Origin of the sequence: Streptomyces caniferus, from assembly GCF_009811555.1 — a bacterium.
Lineage (GTDB): Bacteria > Actinomycetota > Actinomycetes > Streptomycetales > Streptomycetaceae > Streptomyces > Streptomyces caniferus.
This window is the reverse complement of record NZ_BLIN01000002.1, coordinates 818,354-835,804: the sequence shown is the minus strand read 5'-3', so window position 1 is coordinate 835,804 and position 17,451 is coordinate 818,354. Positions and strand designations below refer to the sequence as shown.

Annotated in this window: 15 protein-coding genes and 1 pseudogene; 8 read left to right on the top strand and 8 right to left on the bottom strand. The window is 68.5% G+C overall.

The features are described from left to right. Positions 1 to 392: 392 nt before the first annotated feature. From Scani_RS05510 to Scani_RS05500, 3 genes are read left to right on the top strand one after another with little or no spacing between them, the layout of a single operon-like run. Positions 393 to 2,780 (top strand): glycoside hydrolase domain-containing protein, encoded by a 2,388-nt coding sequence (locus Scani_RS05510; RefSeq protein ID WP_159470564.1) that lies wholly within the window; start codon positions 393 to 395, stop codon positions 2,778 to 2,780. Then, a complete protein-coding gene (locus tag Scani_RS05505; protein WP_159470562.1) occupies positions 2,780 to 3,235 on the top strand; it encodes a hypothetical protein in 456 nt (151 codons plus the stop codon). The genes Scani_RS05510 and Scani_RS05505 overlap by 1 nt, the downstream gene beginning before the upstream one ends. Then, positions 3,228 to 3,920 carry a hypothetical protein gene (locus tag Scani_RS05500; RefSeq protein WP_159470560.1) on the top strand — a complete coding sequence of 231 codons (693 nt, stop codon included), beginning with the start codon at positions 3,228 to 3,230 and terminating at the stop codon, positions 3,918 to 3,920. Before Scani_RS05505 ends, Scani_RS05500 begins: the two co-directional genes overlap by 8 nt. Positions 3,921 to 4,044: 124 nt before the next feature. Here Scani_RS05500 and Scani_RS05495 read toward each other — a convergent pair whose 3' ends face one another. The 6 genes from Scani_RS05495 to Scani_RS05470 form a co-directional block, all read right to left on the bottom strand. Beyond that, the gene (locus tag Scani_RS05495) at positions 4,045 to 5,508 is read right to left on the bottom strand and encodes a catalase (RefSeq protein WP_159470558.1); all 1,464 of its coding nucleotides are present in this window, start codon (positions 5,506 to 5,508) and stop codon (positions 4,045 to 4,047) included. A gap of 185 nt (positions 5,509 to 5,693) precedes the next feature. Beyond that, complete coding sequence (locus Scani_RS05490; protein ID WP_371872324.1) at positions 5,694 to 7,853, bottom strand: SpoIIE family protein phosphatase; 2,160 nt, start codon at positions 7,851 to 7,853, stop codon at positions 5,694 to 5,696. 537 nt (positions 7,854 to 8,390) lie between these two features. After that, positions 8,391 to 9,074, bottom strand: a complete 684-nt coding sequence (locus Scani_RS05485; protein WP_159470554.1) for a class I SAM-dependent DNA methyltransferase — start codon at positions 9,072 to 9,074, stop codon at positions 8,391 to 8,393. Between the two features lie 211 nt (positions 9,075 to 9,285). Further along, the gene (gene fomD, locus Scani_RS05480) at positions 9,286 to 10,032 is read right to left on the bottom strand and encodes a cytidylyl-2-hydroxypropylphosphonate hydrolase (RefSeq protein WP_246295495.1); all 747 of its coding nucleotides are present in this window, start codon (positions 10,030 to 10,032) and stop codon (positions 9,286 to 9,288) included. A gap of 138 nt (positions 10,033 to 10,170) precedes the next feature. Beyond that, complete coding sequence (locus Scani_RS05475; protein ID WP_159470552.1) at positions 10,171 to 11,583, bottom strand: class II fumarate hydratase; 1,413 nt, start codon at positions 11,581 to 11,583, stop codon at positions 10,171 to 10,173. A gap of 52 nt (positions 11,584 to 11,635) precedes the next feature. Continuing rightward, positions 11,636 to 11,821 (bottom strand): DUF397 domain-containing protein, encoded by a 186-nt coding sequence (locus Scani_RS05470; RefSeq protein WP_159470550.1) that lies wholly within the window; start codon positions 11,819 to 11,821, stop codon positions 11,636 to 11,638. A gap of 246 nt (positions 11,822 to 12,067) precedes the next feature. On the opposite strand from Scani_RS05470, the gene Scani_RS05465 reads away from it, so the two are divergent. Then, on the top strand, positions 12,068 to 12,547 hold the full coding sequence (locus tag Scani_RS05465; RefSeq protein WP_159470548.1) for a nuclear transport factor 2 family protein: 480 nt from the start codon (positions 12,068 to 12,070) through the stop codon (positions 12,545 to 12,547). Between the two features lie 254 nt (positions 12,548 to 12,801). Here the strand turns inward: Scani_RS05465 and Scani_RS05460 are convergent, their stop codons facing one another. Next, positions 12,802 to 13,038 carry a hypothetical protein gene (locus tag Scani_RS05460; protein ID WP_246295494.1) on the bottom strand — a complete coding sequence of 79 codons (237 nt, stop codon included), beginning with the start codon at positions 13,036 to 13,038 and terminating at the stop codon, positions 12,802 to 12,804. A gap of 330 nt (positions 13,039 to 13,368) precedes the next feature. Between Scani_RS05460 and Scani_RS05455 the strand changes: the two genes are divergently transcribed. Beyond that, positions 13,369 to 14,799 carry a WD40 repeat domain-containing protein gene (locus Scani_RS05455; protein WP_218039157.1) on the top strand — a complete coding sequence of 477 codons (1,431 nt, stop codon included), beginning with the start codon at positions 13,369 to 13,371 and terminating at the stop codon, positions 14,797 to 14,799. Between the two features lie 62 nt (positions 14,800 to 14,861). On the opposite strand, the pseudogene Scani_RS05450 reads toward Scani_RS05455, so the two are convergent. After that, a pseudogene (locus tag Scani_RS05450) lies at positions 14,862 to 14,951 on the bottom strand (IS5/IS1182 family transposase); the annotation flags it as partial. A gap of 376 nt (positions 14,952 to 15,327) precedes the next feature. Between Scani_RS05450 and Scani_RS05445 the strand changes: the two are divergent. The 3 genes from Scani_RS05445 to Scani_RS05435 are packed head-to-tail and all read left to right on the top strand — an operon-like array spanning position 15,328 to position 17,377. After that, positions 15,328 to 16,065: a hypothetical protein gene (locus Scani_RS05445; RefSeq protein ID WP_159470544.1), complete on the top strand. Its 738-nt coding sequence runs from the start codon at positions 15,328 to 15,330 to the stop codon at positions 16,063 to 16,065. Next, a complete protein-coding gene (locus Scani_RS05440) occupies positions 16,062 to 16,742 on the top strand; it encodes a DUF4166 domain-containing protein (RefSeq protein WP_159470543.1) in 681 nt (226 codons plus the stop codon). Before Scani_RS05445 ends, Scani_RS05440 begins: the two co-directional genes overlap by 4 nt. Further along, the gene (locus Scani_RS05435; protein WP_159470541.1) at positions 16,739 to 17,377 is read left to right on the top strand and encodes a TetR/AcrR family transcriptional regulator; all 639 of its coding nucleotides are present in this window, start codon (positions 16,739 to 16,741) and stop codon (positions 17,375 to 17,377) included. The genes Scani_RS05440 and Scani_RS05435 overlap by 4 nt, the downstream gene beginning before the upstream one ends. Positions 17,378 to 17,451 lie beyond the last annotated feature (74 nt).

The window sequence follows — 17,451 nt, the reverse complement described above, 5'->3', positions numbered from 1 at the left end:
AGGGCGTGCAGTGCATTCCTGTCGGCCAGGTTGCCACCGCATGCGCCATGGCGGTGACAAAAAACGGGACGGCAGGATGAGCGCCGGGGCGCCGAACGGGCGCCCTTTCGTTGGCTCTCCGCCCAGGGCCGTGGCCCGCAACCGCCCCGCGGTTGCGGGCCACCGGAAGTCATCAACGAGCCGAGCAGAACCGTCAAAACCCTCCGGGAACAGCATTCTGCTGTCCGGCGGGAGCGCTCGTCGCCTTTTCGCTGCAACAGTCCGGCCGTGCTGCGCCAGAAGCCCCGGCCGTCGTCATCAGATGCATACGCCACACCACCGCACTGCCCGTTCCGGACGCCGGAGAGGCGTACCGGCGGAGCCTTCGGCGTTCACCTATGGAGAGAAGAGACATGGCTGACGACAAAGTGCTTGCTGCCCAGAAGTGGGTCAATGCGACCTATGCGAGAGTGGCGGGATATACGAAGTGCCCGGAGGACGGGCGCACCGGCTGGGCAACCATGTACTCCCTTACTCGTGCACTGCAGCACGAACTGGGGATCCCCACTCTCTCGGACAGCTTTGGTCCCACCACCTTGTCCAAGCTGTCTGCGCGCGGAGATGTCGGTTCGGGCGAACCGAATGTCAACATCAGGAAGATCGTCCAGCACGCGCTGTTCTGCAAGGGCTACTGGGGCGGTGACGGTGCAGGGACGTACGACAGTGCGACGGCGCAGTCGGTTGCTCAGCTCAAGGGAAATGCGGGTCTCGATGGTTCGAATGGAATGGTTCAGCCCAAGCTGTTCAAAGCCCTGCTGACCATGGACGCGTACGTGCTGCTCACCGGCGGTTCGGACAAGGTCCGGGAAATCCAGCGATGGCTGAACGGCCGCTATTTCAAGAAGTCAACCTTCTACGTGGGGCCGTGCGACGGGATTTACTCGCGAGATGTCCAGACGGCGCTCATGAAAGCCATCCAGTACGAACTCGGAATTCCTGAAGACCAGGTCACCGGCAACTTCGGGGAGGGCACGAAGGCGGGACTGAAGGGGCATGTCCTGTCCCAAGGAGGCTCGGGCGTATTCGTCCAACTCTTCTCTGCGGCCTGTGTCTTCAACGAGCCGGTGTACACAGGCACCAAGACGTACATCACCAGCTTCAAGAGTTCGTTCGACTCCGCTCTCGCCACCTTCGTGGGGGAGTTTCAGAAGTTCTCCGGTCTGCCCGCGTCGGAGATAGGCGACTTCGCCACGTGGGCTCAGCTGCTGGTGTCCACCGGAGACCCGGACCGCCAGGTCAATGGGTGCGACACCCGGTTCACCATCACCCCCGCCATAGGCCGGGATCTCTACAATTCAGGTCACCGGTATGTTGGGCGCTACATCTATCAGCCACCGAACAGCATCGACAAGTACCTCAAGCCTGGCGAGCTGGAGAACATTTTCAAGGCTGGGCTGAGAGTATTCCCGATCTTTCAGGACAACGGGCGCCGGCTGGTCGACTTCAACTACACGGCTGGTTACCAGCACGGACTTCTCGCGCATGAACGTGCTATTTCATACGGATTCAATCGTGGCACCGTCATCTATTTCGCTGTCGACTACGATGCAACCAGTGAAGAGATAGCGTCGAACATTGTCCCCTACTTCTACGGAATTTCGTCGGCGCTCGGCAGTAAGGAGAAACGCTACATTCACGGTGTCTATGGATCGCGAAATGTGTGCTCGAAGGTGACGAAGGAAACTTATGCGCGGTATTCCTTTGTCTCTGGGATGTCATGGGGATTCTCCGGGAATCTCGGCTTTCCGATGCCGGCCAACTGGTCATTCACCCAGATCAAAGAGATCAGTAAGATTCCCTCGTCCGACGGTCCCTATGATCTGGATAAGGATGCCCACCGTGCGGGTACGGACGATGGCCAGAACAGTGTGAACAGGACGGCCTCCCCGGCTGACGGCTTCATCTCGTACGTCGAAATGCTCTATGGGCTGGCGAAGAGCTACGGGAAAGGCGACCCCAATCGACTCGTCATGGAGTACGTGCGGCACCGCTCGTACGGTGATATCCAGTGGTGGGCGCTCATCGGTGATCCGGACCAAGGTTTCATCGACTACGCCGATGAGCACGGAGCGTTCGTCTACGACGAGTACAAGGACCCTTTCACCGGGCACCTTCTCGGCGCCGAGCACATGCTTGCCACTGCCAACGCCCACTTGGTGAAGGAGCAGCCTTCGAGTGCCACCCGGGGCGGTGCCGGGGACGTGGGGGGCTGGGCCGGCGACATCTACACCCTGTACGGGGAGTGGCGTCGTGACCATGAGAGCTACCCGTCCGGATATGCCTATTGCCAGGCCAAGCTGGGGAAGATCGGAGTCGACTCCACGTTCGGTTTCGGTGACCTTGTGGAGGACGCCGATGGTTACCTGATCGCGGAGCGGGTGCGCAGAAAGAAGACAATTGTCGAGGCTGTCCGTCATCATTACGCAGAAACTGGTGGCCTGACGCGCTTCAAGGACTACTTCACTCAGCGCTTCGGCGGTTCGGTCGCCACCGCGACAGATCTGGCGCGTTATATGCTCACGATGGAGATTGATCCGACGATCTCTCTTGGTCGTGAGTACCTGATCAGCAAGAATGCCGGTGGTAACGGCTCTGTTCTCATGCCATGGATGCTGCCAGGGGACAAGCTCACCGAATTTTGCAAGGGGTTTGCCGATACGCTGCAAGCTCGCGCCGGGCAGGAATCCCGCCTACGGGCCCGGTACCTCAAGAATCAGAAAGAGAACCTGAGTCGGTCCTGATGAGTAATGCAACTGCCGTGTTCTTCCCTGCCGTGCTGGCCCTCGTTATCGTGGGTGCGTTCATCCAGCTGTACCGAGTAAGGGGGAAAGGTCGCGCCGAGAACCGGAATTCTCTCCGCAGCAAAAAGGGGCCGTCGCTGTGGGTGAAGGTGTTTTCTCTGAGTGCGAGTATCGGCCTGCCGGTGTACTTCATCGGCCTGATGTCTGGTTTCACGCAGGCGCCGAAGATGTGTGGAGTGGAGTCCGGAAAGGGGCCATCGAACCGACCTGATTCCATTACCGAGACGCTTTTCCCGCTTTCCCGCGTCTGCAAATGGACGGACGGAACGATCGTCGACCTCGTGCCCTCCTGGGTCAACCCGGTGCTCTTCGTGTGTGCGGCGGGATTCGTGCTGTGTGCGGCTATGTCCATATGGACAGTGATCAAGAACAAGAAGGAGCCTGCCCATGAATGATCCCTTATCCTCCACGTTCCGTCCGGATCGCCGGCGGATCCTGCTCGCAGGTGTGGGCCTCGCCGGCGGCGCAGCTTTATGGTCAGGTGGCATGACGGGATCCGCTTCCGCCGCTGAAAACGAAAACCCAGGCTGGGGCGGAAGCGCGACGGAGAATGGCTGGCCGGTGATCGGCGAGGCGCCTCCGCATCGAATCCAAGGGGCTGGTTCGCTCAGTGTCCCCCTCCTGGCCGGTGACGTCGCCACGGTCCTGCTCCACGTGATCCGGAGATTCCACTACGAGATAGCAGGACTGGAAGATGGCGATGTGTCCGGGTATGCGCGCCACCGGAGGTTCACCGAGGACTATGAGAGCAACTACCTCTCGGGAACGGCGATTGCGATCCGGTCGGGAATGTATCCGGTGGGAGTCGCCGGCGGGTTCTTCCCAAGTGAATTGCTGATCATTCGAGATGTCCTCGCGGACTGTGAAGGAACCGTTTCCTGGGGTGGCGACAAGCGGCATGCGAAGGAGAGCCACTTCGAGATTGCGGTGAAGCCTGGCGACCCCGGCCTGGCCCGGGTCGCGAAAAAGATCACCGCGTGGGGCAACACGCAAGGCGAGGGCGCCGGGGCCATCGACCCCACCTCATCCCCACGACGTCGCGCGGCCAGGGCCCTGGAGCGCCGGCAGCGGGCTGCCTGACCCGTGCGAGCGCCGACCGTCCTGCCGTCACCCCCTGCCTCGCCGAAGGAAGAGGGCTGAACACCGGAGTCGGAGGTGCCGGTGTTCAGCCCGGGATCACCATGAGCCGGCTGCTGCGGGCGCCTCAGCCGCCGTTCACCTGGTGGGCGATCCGGTCGCCCACGTTCTTGTCGATGTTGCGCCAGTACTGCAGGGCGCGGTCCAGCACCGGACGGCTGACGCCGTTCAGCAGATGGCCGGACACGTTGTCGACGAGCCGGTCGCGGGCCGCGTCGTCGAGGACCTGGCGGACCATCGTGCCCGGCTGGCCGAAGTCGTCGTCGTCGCGCCGCAGCGTGTAGGCCTCGCGGACCATCTCGCCGCCGGTCTCCCAGCCCGCGGGCTCCCCGTAGCGCAGGGTGTCCGCCGCCGGGCCGCCGTAGCTGTTCGGCGCGTAGGGCCGGGCCGCGCGGGACGGCTCGTACCGCATCGGGCCGTCCTTCGCGTACGAGTGGACGGGTACGTGCGGCCGGTTGGGCGGCAGCTGGGCGTAGTTCGGGCCGATGCGGTAGCGGTGGGTGTCCGCGTACGAGAAGAGCCGGCCCAGCAGCATCTTGTCCGGTGACGGGCCGACGCCCGGCACCATGTTGGACGGTTCGAACGCCGCCTGCTCGATGTGGACGAAGTAGTCCTCCGGGTTCTTGTTGAGCGTCATCCGCCCGACCTCGATCAGCGGGTAGTCGCCGTGCGGCCACACCTTCGTCAGATCGAACGGGTTGAACCGGTAGTCCGGGGCGTCGGCGAACGGCATGACCTGTACATAGAGCGTCCACGACGGAGCATTGCCGCCGTCGATGGCCTCGAACAGATCGCGGCGGTGGAAGTCGCCGTCCGCGCCGGCGATCCGGTCCGCGTCCTCCTGGGTGAGGAAGTCGATGCCCTGGTCGGTCTTGAAGTGGTACTTGATCCAGAACTTCTCGCCGCCGGCGTTGACCCACATGTAGGTGTGCGAGCCGTAGCCGTTCATGTGGCGGTAGCTCTTGGGGATGCCGCGGTCGCCCATCAGCCAGGTGACCTGGTGGGCGGACTCCGGCGACAGCGTCCAGAAGTCCCACTGCATGTCGTTGTCGCGCATCCCGTTGTCCGGGCGGCGCTTCTGCGAGCGGATGAAGTCCTGGAACTTGATCGTGTCGCGGACGAAGAAGACCGGGGTGTTGTTGCCCACCAGGTCGTAGTTGCCGTCCTCGGTGTAGAACTTCAGGGCGAAGCCACGGGGGTCGCGCCAGGTGTCGGGGGAGCCCTGTTCGCCCGCGACGGTCGAGAAGCGGGCCAGCATCTCGGTGGTCTTGCCGGGCTGGAAGAGATCCGCCTTGGTGAACTGGCTGACGTCGTTGGTGACGTGGAAGAAGCCGTAGGCGCCGGAGCCCTTGGCGTGCACCACCCGCTCGGGGACCCGTTCGCGGTTGAACTGGGCCATCTTCTCGATCAGATAGTGGTCCTGGAGCAGGATGGGACCGTCCGGACTCACAGTGAGTGAGTGTTCGTCGCTCTCCACCGGGTTACCGGCGTTGTTCGTCGTGCGCGGGACGTGCTGCGCGGAGCTGGTCATGGAGGAGTGCCTCCTGTTTCGACGACTGGGAGAAGGGTGTGGTCGGTCCCGTATTGGGCCAGTCAGTCCCTTACATCCACCCAAGCAGTCAAGTACCCCGACGGCACGTCGGCAAAAGTTGGACCCCATCTGATCTCAGACGGGGTCCAATATGTGGGACGTGGCGGCCGGGCGCCCGCCCGGCGTCAGCCGCGCGGGGCCCCCGGAGGCATGCTCAGCTCGAACCAGACGACCTTTCCCATGCTCAGACGGGTCGCGCCCCAGCGCCGCGCCATCCGGTTGACCAGATAGAGGCCGCGACCGCCCTCGTCCGACGGCCGGGCCTGGCGCAGCCGCGGCAGCTGCGGTACGTCGTCCCCCACCTCGCAGCGCAGTACGTCCGTTCGCAGCAACCGCAGCGTGATCGGCCGCTCCGCATACCGCACCGCATTGGTCACCACCTCGCTGACCAGCAGCTCCAGCTGGTCGGTCAGCTCCTCCAGACCCCAGCGCGCCAGCGCCCGCCGGGCCAGCCGGCGGGCCTGCCCGGCCGTCTGCGCCTTCGGGTCCAGATACCAGTACGCGACATCGCTCGGCGCGATCCCGTCGAACCGGGCCGCCAGCAGCGCGATGTCGTCATCGCGGTCGCCGGGGCCCAGCATGTCCAGCACCTCGTCGCACATCGGCTCCAGCGGCGGCGGGTTGGGACCCGTCAGCCGGGCCGTCTCCGCCAGCCGCTCCCGCAGCTGCTCGATACCCGTCCACACGTCCCGGATCCGCGACTCGACCAGACCGTCCGTATAGAGGACCAGGGTGGCGCCCGCCGGGGCGTCCAGCTCCACCGCCTCGAAGTCCACCCCGCCGACGCCGATCGGCGCGCCCGACGGCACCCGCAGCACCTCGGCGCGCCCGCCGCGGTGCAGCATCACCGGCGGCGGATGGCCCGCGTTGGCGATGGTGATCCGGTGCGCCACCGGGTCGTACACCGCGTACATGCAGGTCGCCATGCGGTCCGAGCCCAGCCGCTGGGCCTGCTCGTCCAGGTGGTGCAGCACCTCCTGCGGCGGCAGGTCCAGCCCCGCCAGCGTCTGCGCGGTCGTGCGCAACTGGCCCATGATCGCGGCCGAGGTCATCGAGTGCCCCATGACATCGCCGACGACCAGCGCCACCCGGCTGCCCGGCAGCGGGATCGCGTCGTACCAGTCGCCGCCCACCCGCGCCGTCTCGGCGGCCGGCAGATAGCGGCTGGCCAGCCGGACCCCGGTCGGCTGCGGCAGCGAGTCCGGCAGCATCGTGCGCTGCAGCGCGTCGGCGATGTACGCCTCGCGGCCGTAGAGCACCGCCTTGTCCACGCCCAGCGCGGTGTGCGTCGCCAGCTGCGCCGCCACCAGCAGATCGTCCGGCTCGAACGCGGGCCGGTCCGGGCGGCGCAGGAACACCGCCGCACCGATCACCCGGCGACGGCCGCGCAGCGGCGCCAGGATCACCCGATGGCCACTGGGCAGCCGCGGATCCGGCCCCAGCAGCTCGGGCAGCGCCGTCCGCGCCGCCTGCGCCTCGCCGAACAACGGCCGTACGCCGCGCAGCACCTCGGCCAGCGGACCGCCGGGCTCCACCTCGGCCAGCTCCGCCGCGCTGCCGCCCATCGCCGGGCCCAGATCGGGCTGTGCGGGGAGCATCGGCAGCCGGCCGCCGTTGGTGTCCGGCTCCTCCGGAATCCGGTCGGTACGGCGCAGCCGCAGCACCACCGGGCCGGTCGGGCGCTCGTCGCCCACCGGCAGCGGATCGCGCAGATAGACGAGGATGGCGTCGGCGAACGTCGGCACCGTCGCCCGGCACAGCCCGAGCACGATCTCGTCGAGGTCGATGCCGCGGGCGATCCGCCGCGTCGCCGCCCCGATGAAGCGCAGCCGGTCGCCGCCGGCCTGCCGGGCCGCGGCCACCTCACTGCTCTCGCCCGGATGCGCCGAGCGGGCCGGGGGAACGGGCGGCCGGCCCTGCGGCGGACCGGCCGGTCCGGACGCCTCGGCCGCGGTGGCCTCCCCGGCCGCCGGACGCGATGCCTCACCGTGGGCACCCGGGCCCGCGGACCGTCCGCCGTGCGGCGCCGGCGACGGCTGCCCCGGCACCGTCCCGCCCGGCTCACCGGCGTGCGGCCGCGACCGCCCGCCGCCGCCCGGACCGTCGCCCTCACGCGGGCGCCCGATGCCCTCGGCGCCGTGCCGCGGGCGCTGCCCGTGGTGCGGCTCCTCGCCCGGCTCCGGCGCCTCGGCACGGTCCACCGCGCCCTGCGCCGCCCGCCGTCCGGCACGGGCCGTCTCCCGCCCCGCATCCGCCGCCCCGCCCGGCCGTCCTCCCGCAGGCATGGCCACCTCCCCGTACGCGTCGCCGTACGCCTCCCCGTACGGGAGCGAGACGTCCCGTGCGGCGGCATGACCGCCCCTGTGAGCGGCGCTGTGATCACTGGTGCGCCCGCCGGTGTGGCCCGCGGCGGCGCCGTCCGCGTCCGCCGACGGGTCCCGCCGCGCCGCGCCGTGGTCCACGGCCGGCTCGTCGTCGTGACGGCCGGCCGGCGGACCGCCCGAGGCCGTGACGGCGACACCGGCGAGACCTATGTCGTCACCGCCGCGCACCGCGAACCCCGCGCCGGGCGACGGGGCGAACCCCGGCGCGACGGGCTGCTGCAGGGCGCTGCGCGGGTCGGGGACCGCGCCGTACGACGCCGTCCCGGCCGGCCCCCGCGCAGGGGACGCCGAGGGCGCGGCGGTCGAGGCCGACCGCCGCGATTCGTGGGAGGTGGGGTGCTCCGTCACGCGTGGGATTCCATCCGTCCGGGGCTGTGCGCCAAACGCGCCGCGTTCCGAGCGCGCCGCCGGTGCGGGGCGCGCCCAACGCGCTGCGTCTCAGGCGCGTCGCAGGTGCAGAAAGAGCTGGATCTCGGGTGGTACGTCCGTACTCGACGGGGCGTATGCGTAGGCATCCTCCCCGACGACGTCGAAACCCGCGTCGTGCACGACCCGGCGCAGGTCGTCCCGCAGGTAACCCGATACCCGGATCGAGTTGCCCAGGAACGGAATGGTGAAGTCGTCCACATCCGCCTCGACCATGGACAGGGCCAGCAGCCCTTCAGGTCGTAGCAGATCATGGAGCATGCCCAGTGCGTAAGGGATTTCCGCACGGGGCAGCATCAGAAGAGAGAAATAGGCGGCGATACCGTCGAAGGAGCCGGGGCCGCCGAGTCGGCCGCCGCGCAGATCGGCGATGTCCAGCCGGTGGAAGTCGGCGTCCGGGACGTGCTCCCGGGCCAGTGCGACCATCGAGGGGGAGAGGTCGATTCCCACGACGCGGTGTCCGGCGTCGACGAGTTGACGTGCGGTCGGCAGGCCCGTCCCGCATCCGAGATCCAGGACGCGCGAACCGGCGGGCAGGGTCTCGGCCAGCCAGGTGCCCGAGGCGAGCTGGCCCTCCTTGTGGGGAAAGGCGTCGTCGTACCGGTCGCCGATCGCGTCGAACGCCTCGGCCTGGCCGGCCCGGTCCAGTGCTAACCGGTACAGCCCTTCGTATCCGTCGTAGTGAGTCGCACTCACGACCTCGCCCCTCCTGCGACCGCGGTCAAGTTCGTTTTCCCGTTCTGGAGTTGCGCCTGTGCAGTCTTGCGGAGGACGATCCTACGTTTGAAGACCGGGGGCACAGCAAGGGGGCTCGGCCCCGCTCCTCGCCTTGCGGGGATGTGCTGTACCCATAGGCGCACCTTTCCACGGTTCGCCCCCTTCACTCACCCGTTTCCCGTTCACTCCCTCACGACCGCAAACGATCCGGTGCGCGGTCCCAGTCGTCCGGGAGCCGGGGAACACCCCAGGCCGGATCGGGCCGCCAGTCCTCCCAGCCGTCGGCGTACGGCTCGCGCCAGGCCGTGATCTGTGCGATCGCGGCCCGGCCCGCCGATCTGACCTCGGAGGCCTGAGCGTCCGTCATCAGCCCGTCCCGCTGCGCCTGCGCGAACTCGTCCTCGTCCCGCCACTCCCAGTGCCGGTCCGGATAGACACAGATGTCGAGGAAGTGGTCCTCGGAGTCGATGCCGCCCGGCCAACGGCGGCGCGGCTCCTCCAGATTGACGTACCAGTTCTTGAACTGCCAGCCGCGCTCCCAGAACAGCCATACCGACCAGGGGTCGCCGGGCCGGGCCAGCTTCAGCACACCGGTGCCGAACCACTGGTCGTGGGCGGTCCGGCGCGGCTTGGTGTAGCGGGTGGACAGCGGCTCGCGGTGCACCGGGGTGCCGTCGGCGAGCACCGGCTTGATGCAGGGCGTGCCCGGCGCCATCCACACCGCGAGCAGCTCGTCGGTGTCCTGGACAACGGTCATCGGACGACAGATGTGGAACCGTCCGGCGTCGGCGTTGTCGCGGTAGCGCCAGAGGATGTGGTCCCCCGGCGCCCAGTGTGACGCGCCCGTCGCACCACCACCCGCCGCCCGCCCCGCCCCGGCCGTCCCGCGTCCGCCGGGTGTCTCGCCTTCCGTCGTGTCCACCATGTCCGCTGTCATGCGCAGATCTTAGTGTTGCGGCACGCAGCGCGCCGTGACATGAGCCGCACCGGGCGTTACGGGCGTGATAACGCGGGCCGCCCCTCGCCACCCGCGCCGTAACGGGAGCGCCGGCGCGCGACGAGGGGCGGGACCGCCTCAGGGCCGCGTCATCCGCAGGACGTCCAGCGCCTCGTCCAACTGCTCCTCGCTCAGCAGGCCCCGCTCGACATAGCCGCCCTCGACGACCACTTCGCGGATGGTCTTCCGCTCGGCGAGGGACCTCTTGGCGACCTTCGCCGCCTCCTCGTACCCGAGGTACTTGTTGAGCGGAGTGACGACCGACGGCGACGACTCCGCGTACTCCCGGGCCCGTTCCGCGTTCGCGGTGATCCCGTCGACCGTACGGTCCGCCAGCAGACGGGAGACGTTGGCCAGCAGCCGCACGGACTCCAGCACGTTCTTCCCGATCACGGGCAGCATCACGTTCAGCTCGAAGTTGCCGGCCGCCCCGGCCGCCGCCACCGTCGCGTCATTGCCGGTGACCTGCGCCGCGACCATCAGCACCGCTTCCGGGATCACCGGGTTGACCTTCCCCGGCATGATCGACGAGCCCGGCTGCAGGTCCGGCAGCGCGATCTCCGCGAGCCCGGTCCGCGGCCCGGACGCCATCCACCGCAGATCGTTGGCGATCTTCGTCAGCCCGACCCCGATCGTCCGCAGCTGCCCGCTCGTCTCGACGATCCCGTCGCGCGCCCCCTGCGCCTCGAAGTGGTTGCGCGCCTCGGTCAGCGGCAGCCCCGTCGCCCGCGCCACCTCGGCGATCACCGCGGCCGAGAACCCGGGCGGGGTGTTGATCCCGGTCCCCACCGCCGTACCGCCCAGCGGCAGTTCCGCCAGCCGCGGCAGCGACGCCCGCAGCCGCTCGACGCCGTAGCGCACCTGGGCGGCATAGCCGCCGAACTCCTGCCCCAGCGTCACCGGCGTCGCGTCCATCAGATGCGTCCGCCCCGACTTCACGACCTCGGCGAACTCCTCCGCCTTGCGCTCCAGCGCCTCCGCCAGATGCTCCAGCGCCGGAATCAGATCGTTGAGGACCGCCGACGTCGCCGCGATGTGGAGGGAGGAGGGAAAGACGTCATTGGACGACTGGCTGGCGTTGACGTGGTCGTTCGGATGCACCTCCCGGCCCAGCCGCTCGCTCGCCAGCGTCGCGACGACCTCGTTGGTGTTCATGTTCGACGACGTCCCGGACCCCGTCTGGAACACGTCGACGGGGAAGTGGTCGTCCCACTGCCCCTCCGCGACGGCCGCGGCGGCCTCCTGCACGGCCTGTGCGATGTCCTTGTCCAGGACGCCCAGCTCGCCGTTCACCTTGGCGGCCGCCCCCTTGATCCGGGCCAGCGCCTCGATGTGCGCCCGCTCCAGCCGCTGCCCCGAGACCGGAAAGTTCTCCACCGCACGCTGCGTCTGCGCCCGCCACTTCGCATGCGCGGGCACCCGCACCTCGCCCATGGAGTCGTGCTCGGTCCGAAAGCCGCCGGAGTCGCCGAATGCGCTGTTGTCACTCATACCTATGTCAGTGCCCGGGAACGGCGATCTGTTCCCGGGCACCGTTCGGATGTCACCTGCCTGCGGGGCATCCGCCCTTCAGCCCGGCTATGAAGGCGGCCCAGGCTTCGTCAGGGATGAGGAGGGTGGGGCCGTGGGGGTTCTTGCTGTCACGGACGGGGACGAGGGCGGGGTGGCCGTCGGCGACCTCGACGCACGCCACAACGGCCCCGGGGCATGGTGACGCTGCGAAGAGCACAGGAGCATCAACATGACGGAGCCTATTGCCCGTTGCCTCGCGTGGATGCGGGCCTTACTCATCCCGCGAGCGCCGGGCCGGCACCTGGCGTCCGCCCCCTCGGCGCACAACGGCCCGCCGGCCGCCCGCGCGGTCCTGGTACGGCCGTGGAACCCACCGCCGCCGGGCCGGGTGCGCCGTCGCGGGCGGTAGCGCCACCCGCAAAAGCCGTGGTGGCCGTGCGTCCGGCGCTGGTACGAAGTGGGGATGGACACGGACAACAGAGCCCTCGACCCCATGGAACGCCTGCTCGCCGAGCGGGCCTGCGAGCGTCTGATCGTCGAGTTCGTCCGCCGGCTCGATCTCGGGGACCCGGGGTCGGTGGCGGACCTGTTCACCTCCGACGGGGTCTGGGAGTGGCCGTACGGCGAGCGCCGGGTGCAGGGGCGCGACGCGCTCCGCGACTACTTCGGCTCCCGGCCCGCCGACCGGCTGTCGCGCCGTATGTGCACCAACATCCTGGTCACCGTCACTTCCCCGACGACGGCCACCGCCACCACCTACTTCTCCACCTACCGGGTCGACGGCTACCAGGAGGGCCTGGTGCCGCCCCGGCCCCCGGCCCAAGTGGGCCACTACGAGGACACGTTCCGCAAGGCCGACGACGCCTGGCTCCTCGCCACCCGGACCCTGTTCCTGTCCTTCGCCGGTCCGACGGAGCAATTGGGGAACCACGAGGGGGCGTGAGGGCGCGGCCTGAGCGGGGGTGAGCCCACTGGCAGCCGCACGCACGCCGGACCTGCTGGTCAACGCTGTCGATCCGCCCGACAGGCAAGAGGCGCTAGTGACCTGAGTCAGAAGTTTCCTCGTGGCCGGCGTCTGGCAGCGCCTCCACGGGACTCGGAAAGCCCCGGTTCGGCAGTCGCCCAGACCCCGGACCTCGCGTGTCCGCCCGGCAGCCGTGCCACGAGACGCGCGGCTGCCGGGCGGGGTTGGGTCGTTCATCGGATGCGGCCAACCAGGGAGCGCAGCACGGGCACTGCGGAACCTGATGCGGCCAGCCCGGCGAGTACGGCGCCTGCGACAGGCGCTCCGGTCAGGACGGTCATGCAGCCCACCACCAGCCCTATGACGACCGCGGCAAGCAGTACGACGGTGGTGTGGAGAGAGAGGAACGGCGGTTCCGGCGGTGAGCCGCCCGGGCAAGGGTCCGCCGGCGGCGGTGTCATGTGCGTCATGTCAACACCATGGCCTCATGCACGCGGCTGACCTGCATAGATCGAACAACTCCGGTGCAGTCCGATCAAAATACGTACGTGTTCCGCTGTGTTCGACCGTGTTCGCCGCTGTTCCGCCATGACTGCCTACCCTGCTAGCAGAGGACGAACGGGGGAGGCAGTGTGACGATGAAGAACGAGAGGGGCAGCGACTCTTATCGGGGGGCGCTACGGATGCTGGGCCAGTCGCTCACCACCCTGAAAAGTGCGCGCCAGGCCCCCTCCTACTCCCGGCTCCGCTCCCGCGGCGTGGAACTGTTCGGTGATGAGTGGGCAGTCTCGAAGCCGTCCATGAGCGAAATCTTCGCCGGACTTCGCGGTCCCTCCTCGTTGGAGAGGCTGCTATGGCTGGTGCGCACGCTGCTGTCCTACAACGACGGCGAAGAGATCACCCGTCCTCCTGAGCCCCGGGATCCCCGGCTGAAGCCATGGCGAGAGGTGTGGAGGAGCCTGGAAGCTCTGCGTGCCGCACGCCGAGGGTCCGCAGCCGTGACGGAAGACGGTGATGCCCAGGCGCTGGTGTCCGCGCTCGAGACGGCTCTGGTGGCCGCGCTCAAGACGGCCATGCCTCCAAGCTCTGCCTCGCCGGAACCTCCCGCCTCGCCAATAGGCTCGACCTCAAGCGTCGAAGGGCCCCTGGGACACTCTCGCGACTACCGGCGCAGCCGGACTGTGGCACAGTTGCGTGCCCTGGCCGAGAAGGGTATGGCAGCTGAGACGCTTCTCACGGTTCTCAAAAGCCGAGCTGTCCTTCTCGCCAGGTTGAACGATGGACGAGGCTCGCTCCACCGCACCGTAGCCTTTCATCCTGACGGCATTGCCATAGCCACCGCATGTTCGGGCAGCGGAACGGTCTCATGGCTGTGGGACCCCATCACTTGCCAATCACTCGGTGAAATGTCCGGGCACGAGGTGGGCGTCTCCACCGTGGCCTTTTCCCCAGATGGACTACGCCTTGCAACGATTGAACACTGGGGTGAGGTGCGCCTGTGGGATGCCATGACCCTGCAATGCACAGGAGAAGCCGGCACAGGACACCATGGCAATGGAATCGCAGCTCTTTACTCCCCCGACAGTTCATTGCTGGTCACTGCAGGAATTGACGGATCAGTGCTGTTTCGAAACCCCGTCACCGGGGATGTTGTGGGCGCTCAAAGCAACTCGGACGGGTACTCCGCGGTCACGTCGATGGCTTTCTCCCCTGATGGTCGTCTTCTGGCAACCGCCAACACTTGGAGTGCGTACAACCGGCCGGGCGACGTTGCCGTGCGGCTCTGGCGAGTGACCGGGCGGGACCCCGTCACTTGCGAGCCAGCCTGCGAACCATTGCCTGGCGATGAGAAGGGTGTGAACTCCGTCGCGTTCTCCCGGGATGGCTCTCTTCTGGCCTCCGGCCACGCTGACGGGTCTATGCAGCTGTGGCGGGTTGCAGGACTGGATCCGACCACTTGCGAACGCGTCAACACGCCGCGGGCCGGCCCCAAAGCGGTTCGTGCGGTCGCGTTCTCTCGAGATGGATCCCTTTTCGCCTCCAGCTGGAGCGACGGATTGGTACGGCTGTGGCGGGTGAACGGGCCGGACCCAGCTGCCTGGGAACCCGCCTGCGAACCTCTGCTCGTTCCTGATTGCTCAGCCGATTCCCTTGCTTTCTCACCAGATGCGACTCTCCTCGCGACCGGAGGGAGGGATCTCTTTCTTTGGATGTTGCCGACCAACCTCTAACAAGGGCTCAACGGCTATTACATGGAACCGAGTTGACGGCGGGTAATGAGCCAGCAGGCGAGTTAGAGGGACGCTTCATGGATGTCGGCTCGCCGTTCCCACCGGATCCGCAGGCATCGGAAGCCGTGCACCCACGCAAAACTCCGCTCCACCGTGATGCTCCGAGGTCGGCCCGCCCTCGGTCGACTGGCGACGGGCCCGTGCGCTGCCCCCAGGTGAATGCGCCCTCAGAGGCCGGATGAGGTCAAGCGCAAGTTCTTCCGGGATCTCCACCACGGTTTCGTGTGCGGGAATCCGCAGGCCGTGGTCGGCCGGGGTCTCTCCCTGCACCATCAGGGTGCCGCGGTCGGTCGCGAAGATGGTCGGGCAATCCTTGATGCAAGGCGACGTACGGGCGGGCCGGTTGCCCGCCCCTGAGGCCTGAGCCCGTTCAACCTCCCCTCCGGAACACCGTCTTGAGCGACTGCTCAAAACGCTCTACCCTACGTTTTGAGCAGTCGCTCAAACGCGTGGGATGGGGGAAGTCGCATGGGGCTGTACGTGGAGGCGCGCATCCGGGCCGGGATCGATGACGTATGGGACCGGAGCCAGTTGCCGGACCGGCACCAGCGCTGGGACCTGAGGTTCAGCGAGATCGACTACCTGCCGTGCGCGCCGGGGGAGCCACAACACTTCCGGTATGCCACCCGCGTGCTGCCGCTGCTCACGGTCGACGGCACCGGCGTCTCGGCCGGTGAGCGCAACCGGCCCGACGGCACCCGGACTTCCGCCCTCCGCTTCTCCTCGGCGCACCCGCTGTCGCTCATCGAGGAGGGCCGTGGGTACTGGCGTTACATCCCGGACGGCGAGGAGCTGCGGTTCCTCACCGGTTACGACTACCGCCCGCGCTGGGGGCGCTTCGGCCGGATCGTCGACCGGCTCCTCTTCCGGCCGCTCATGGGCTGGGCCACCGCCTGGTCCTTCGACCGGCTGCGGCTGTGGTGCGAGCGCGGGATCACCCCCGAGCGGTCGCTGTGCCACGCCCTCGCGGAACTGCTCGTCCGTATCGCCGCCGTCGTCGCCACGGCGGCCGTGGTCCCCGTGGCCCCGGTCTCCGTATGTGCCGCGGCCGTACTCGCCGTGGCGGCCGTCGCGCTGCTGCTGCCGCCCCTGCCCGTCACCCCCGCCGCCCGCCGCTGCCTGCGGCGTCCGCCGGAGCGGGCCGCCGGACGCAGCGGCAGCGCTGCCGCCCCGACCGCCCTCCTCGCCACCCTGGAGCAGTCATGACCTCGATATTCCAACGCGCCCTGGGCGCCGACTTCGACCGGCTGCACCCGCAGATCCGGCGGCGTTTCTCCGTCGGGCTGGACAGCGGTGAGGCGTGCGTCGGGCGCGGCACGATGGACCGCATCTGGCACGGCCGCAGTTTCGTCCGGCCGTTCCTGGCGCTCGGCGGCAGCCGCAACATCCTGGTCCCGCAGACCGGACGGGACATCCCCTTCATCATCGAGAACGTCCCGTACACCGACTCCTTCGGCCGCGAAACCGTCACCTTCGTCCGGACCTTCGCCTTCCCGCGCCGCCCCCGCCGCTTCGACGCGACCATGGTCTACAGCCCCGAGCGCGGCTGCGTCGTCGACTACCTCGGCACCCACCAGCACCTCGCCACCGACCTGCACTTCACGGTCGACGACACCGGCGCCCTGGTCATCCGCTCCGGTGAGCACCGCTTCCGGGAGGGGCCGGTCGACGTCCGGGTGCCGGACCTGATCGGGGGCGATGCCGTGGTGCGCGAGTCGTACGACGAGGCGGCCGGGCGCTTCCGCATCCAGGTGCGGGTCGGCAACCGGCGGTTCGGCCCGCTCTTCGGCTACGAGGGGTCCTTCGACGCCGAGTTCGTGAACGTCGCCGAGCGCGGCGTCCGCGCGGGGCTGCGGCCGGTGCGCGAGGAGGCGCGGGCGTGAGCGCCGACACCCGTACGAAACTGCTCGAAGGAGCCCTGCGCACGGTCACCGAGCAGGGCATCGCCAAGACCTCGGCCCGCACCATCGCCGCCGCCGCGGGCGTCAACCAGGCCCTGGTCTTCTACCACTTCGGCAGCGTCGACGAACTCCTCGCCGCCGCCTGCCGCTACGGCGCGGAGCAGCGCCTCGCGGGCTACCGGGAGGGCCTCTCCCGGGTCGGCAGCCTCGCCGAACTCCTGGAACTGGGACGGAACCTGCACACCGAGCAGCGCGCCGGCGGCCATGTCGCAGTCCTCGCCCAGCTCCTGGCCGGCGCCCAGACCCAGCCCCGTCTCGCCCCCGCGACCGCGGCCGGACTCGCCCTGTGGATCGACGAGATCGAACAGGTCCTGGCACGCGTACTCACCGACACCCCGATCGCCGCCTTCGTCGACGTCCCCGGCCTCTCCCGTGCCCTCGCCGCCTCCTTCGTCGGCCTGGAGCTCTACGAGGGCGTGGACCCGGACGGCGCGCTGGCCGCCCTGGACGCCCTGGAACAGCTGTCCGGCCTGGTCGCCGTACTGGAGGACCTGGGCCCGGTCGCCCAACGCGCCGTACGCGCCCATCTCCGACGCAGCGCGGCGCGGCGGGGATAGGCCCGCTCTTCGCGGCGGTCCGGCGGTCCGGCCGACAACAACAGAGCCCCCGACTTCACGTCAGGGGCTCTGCG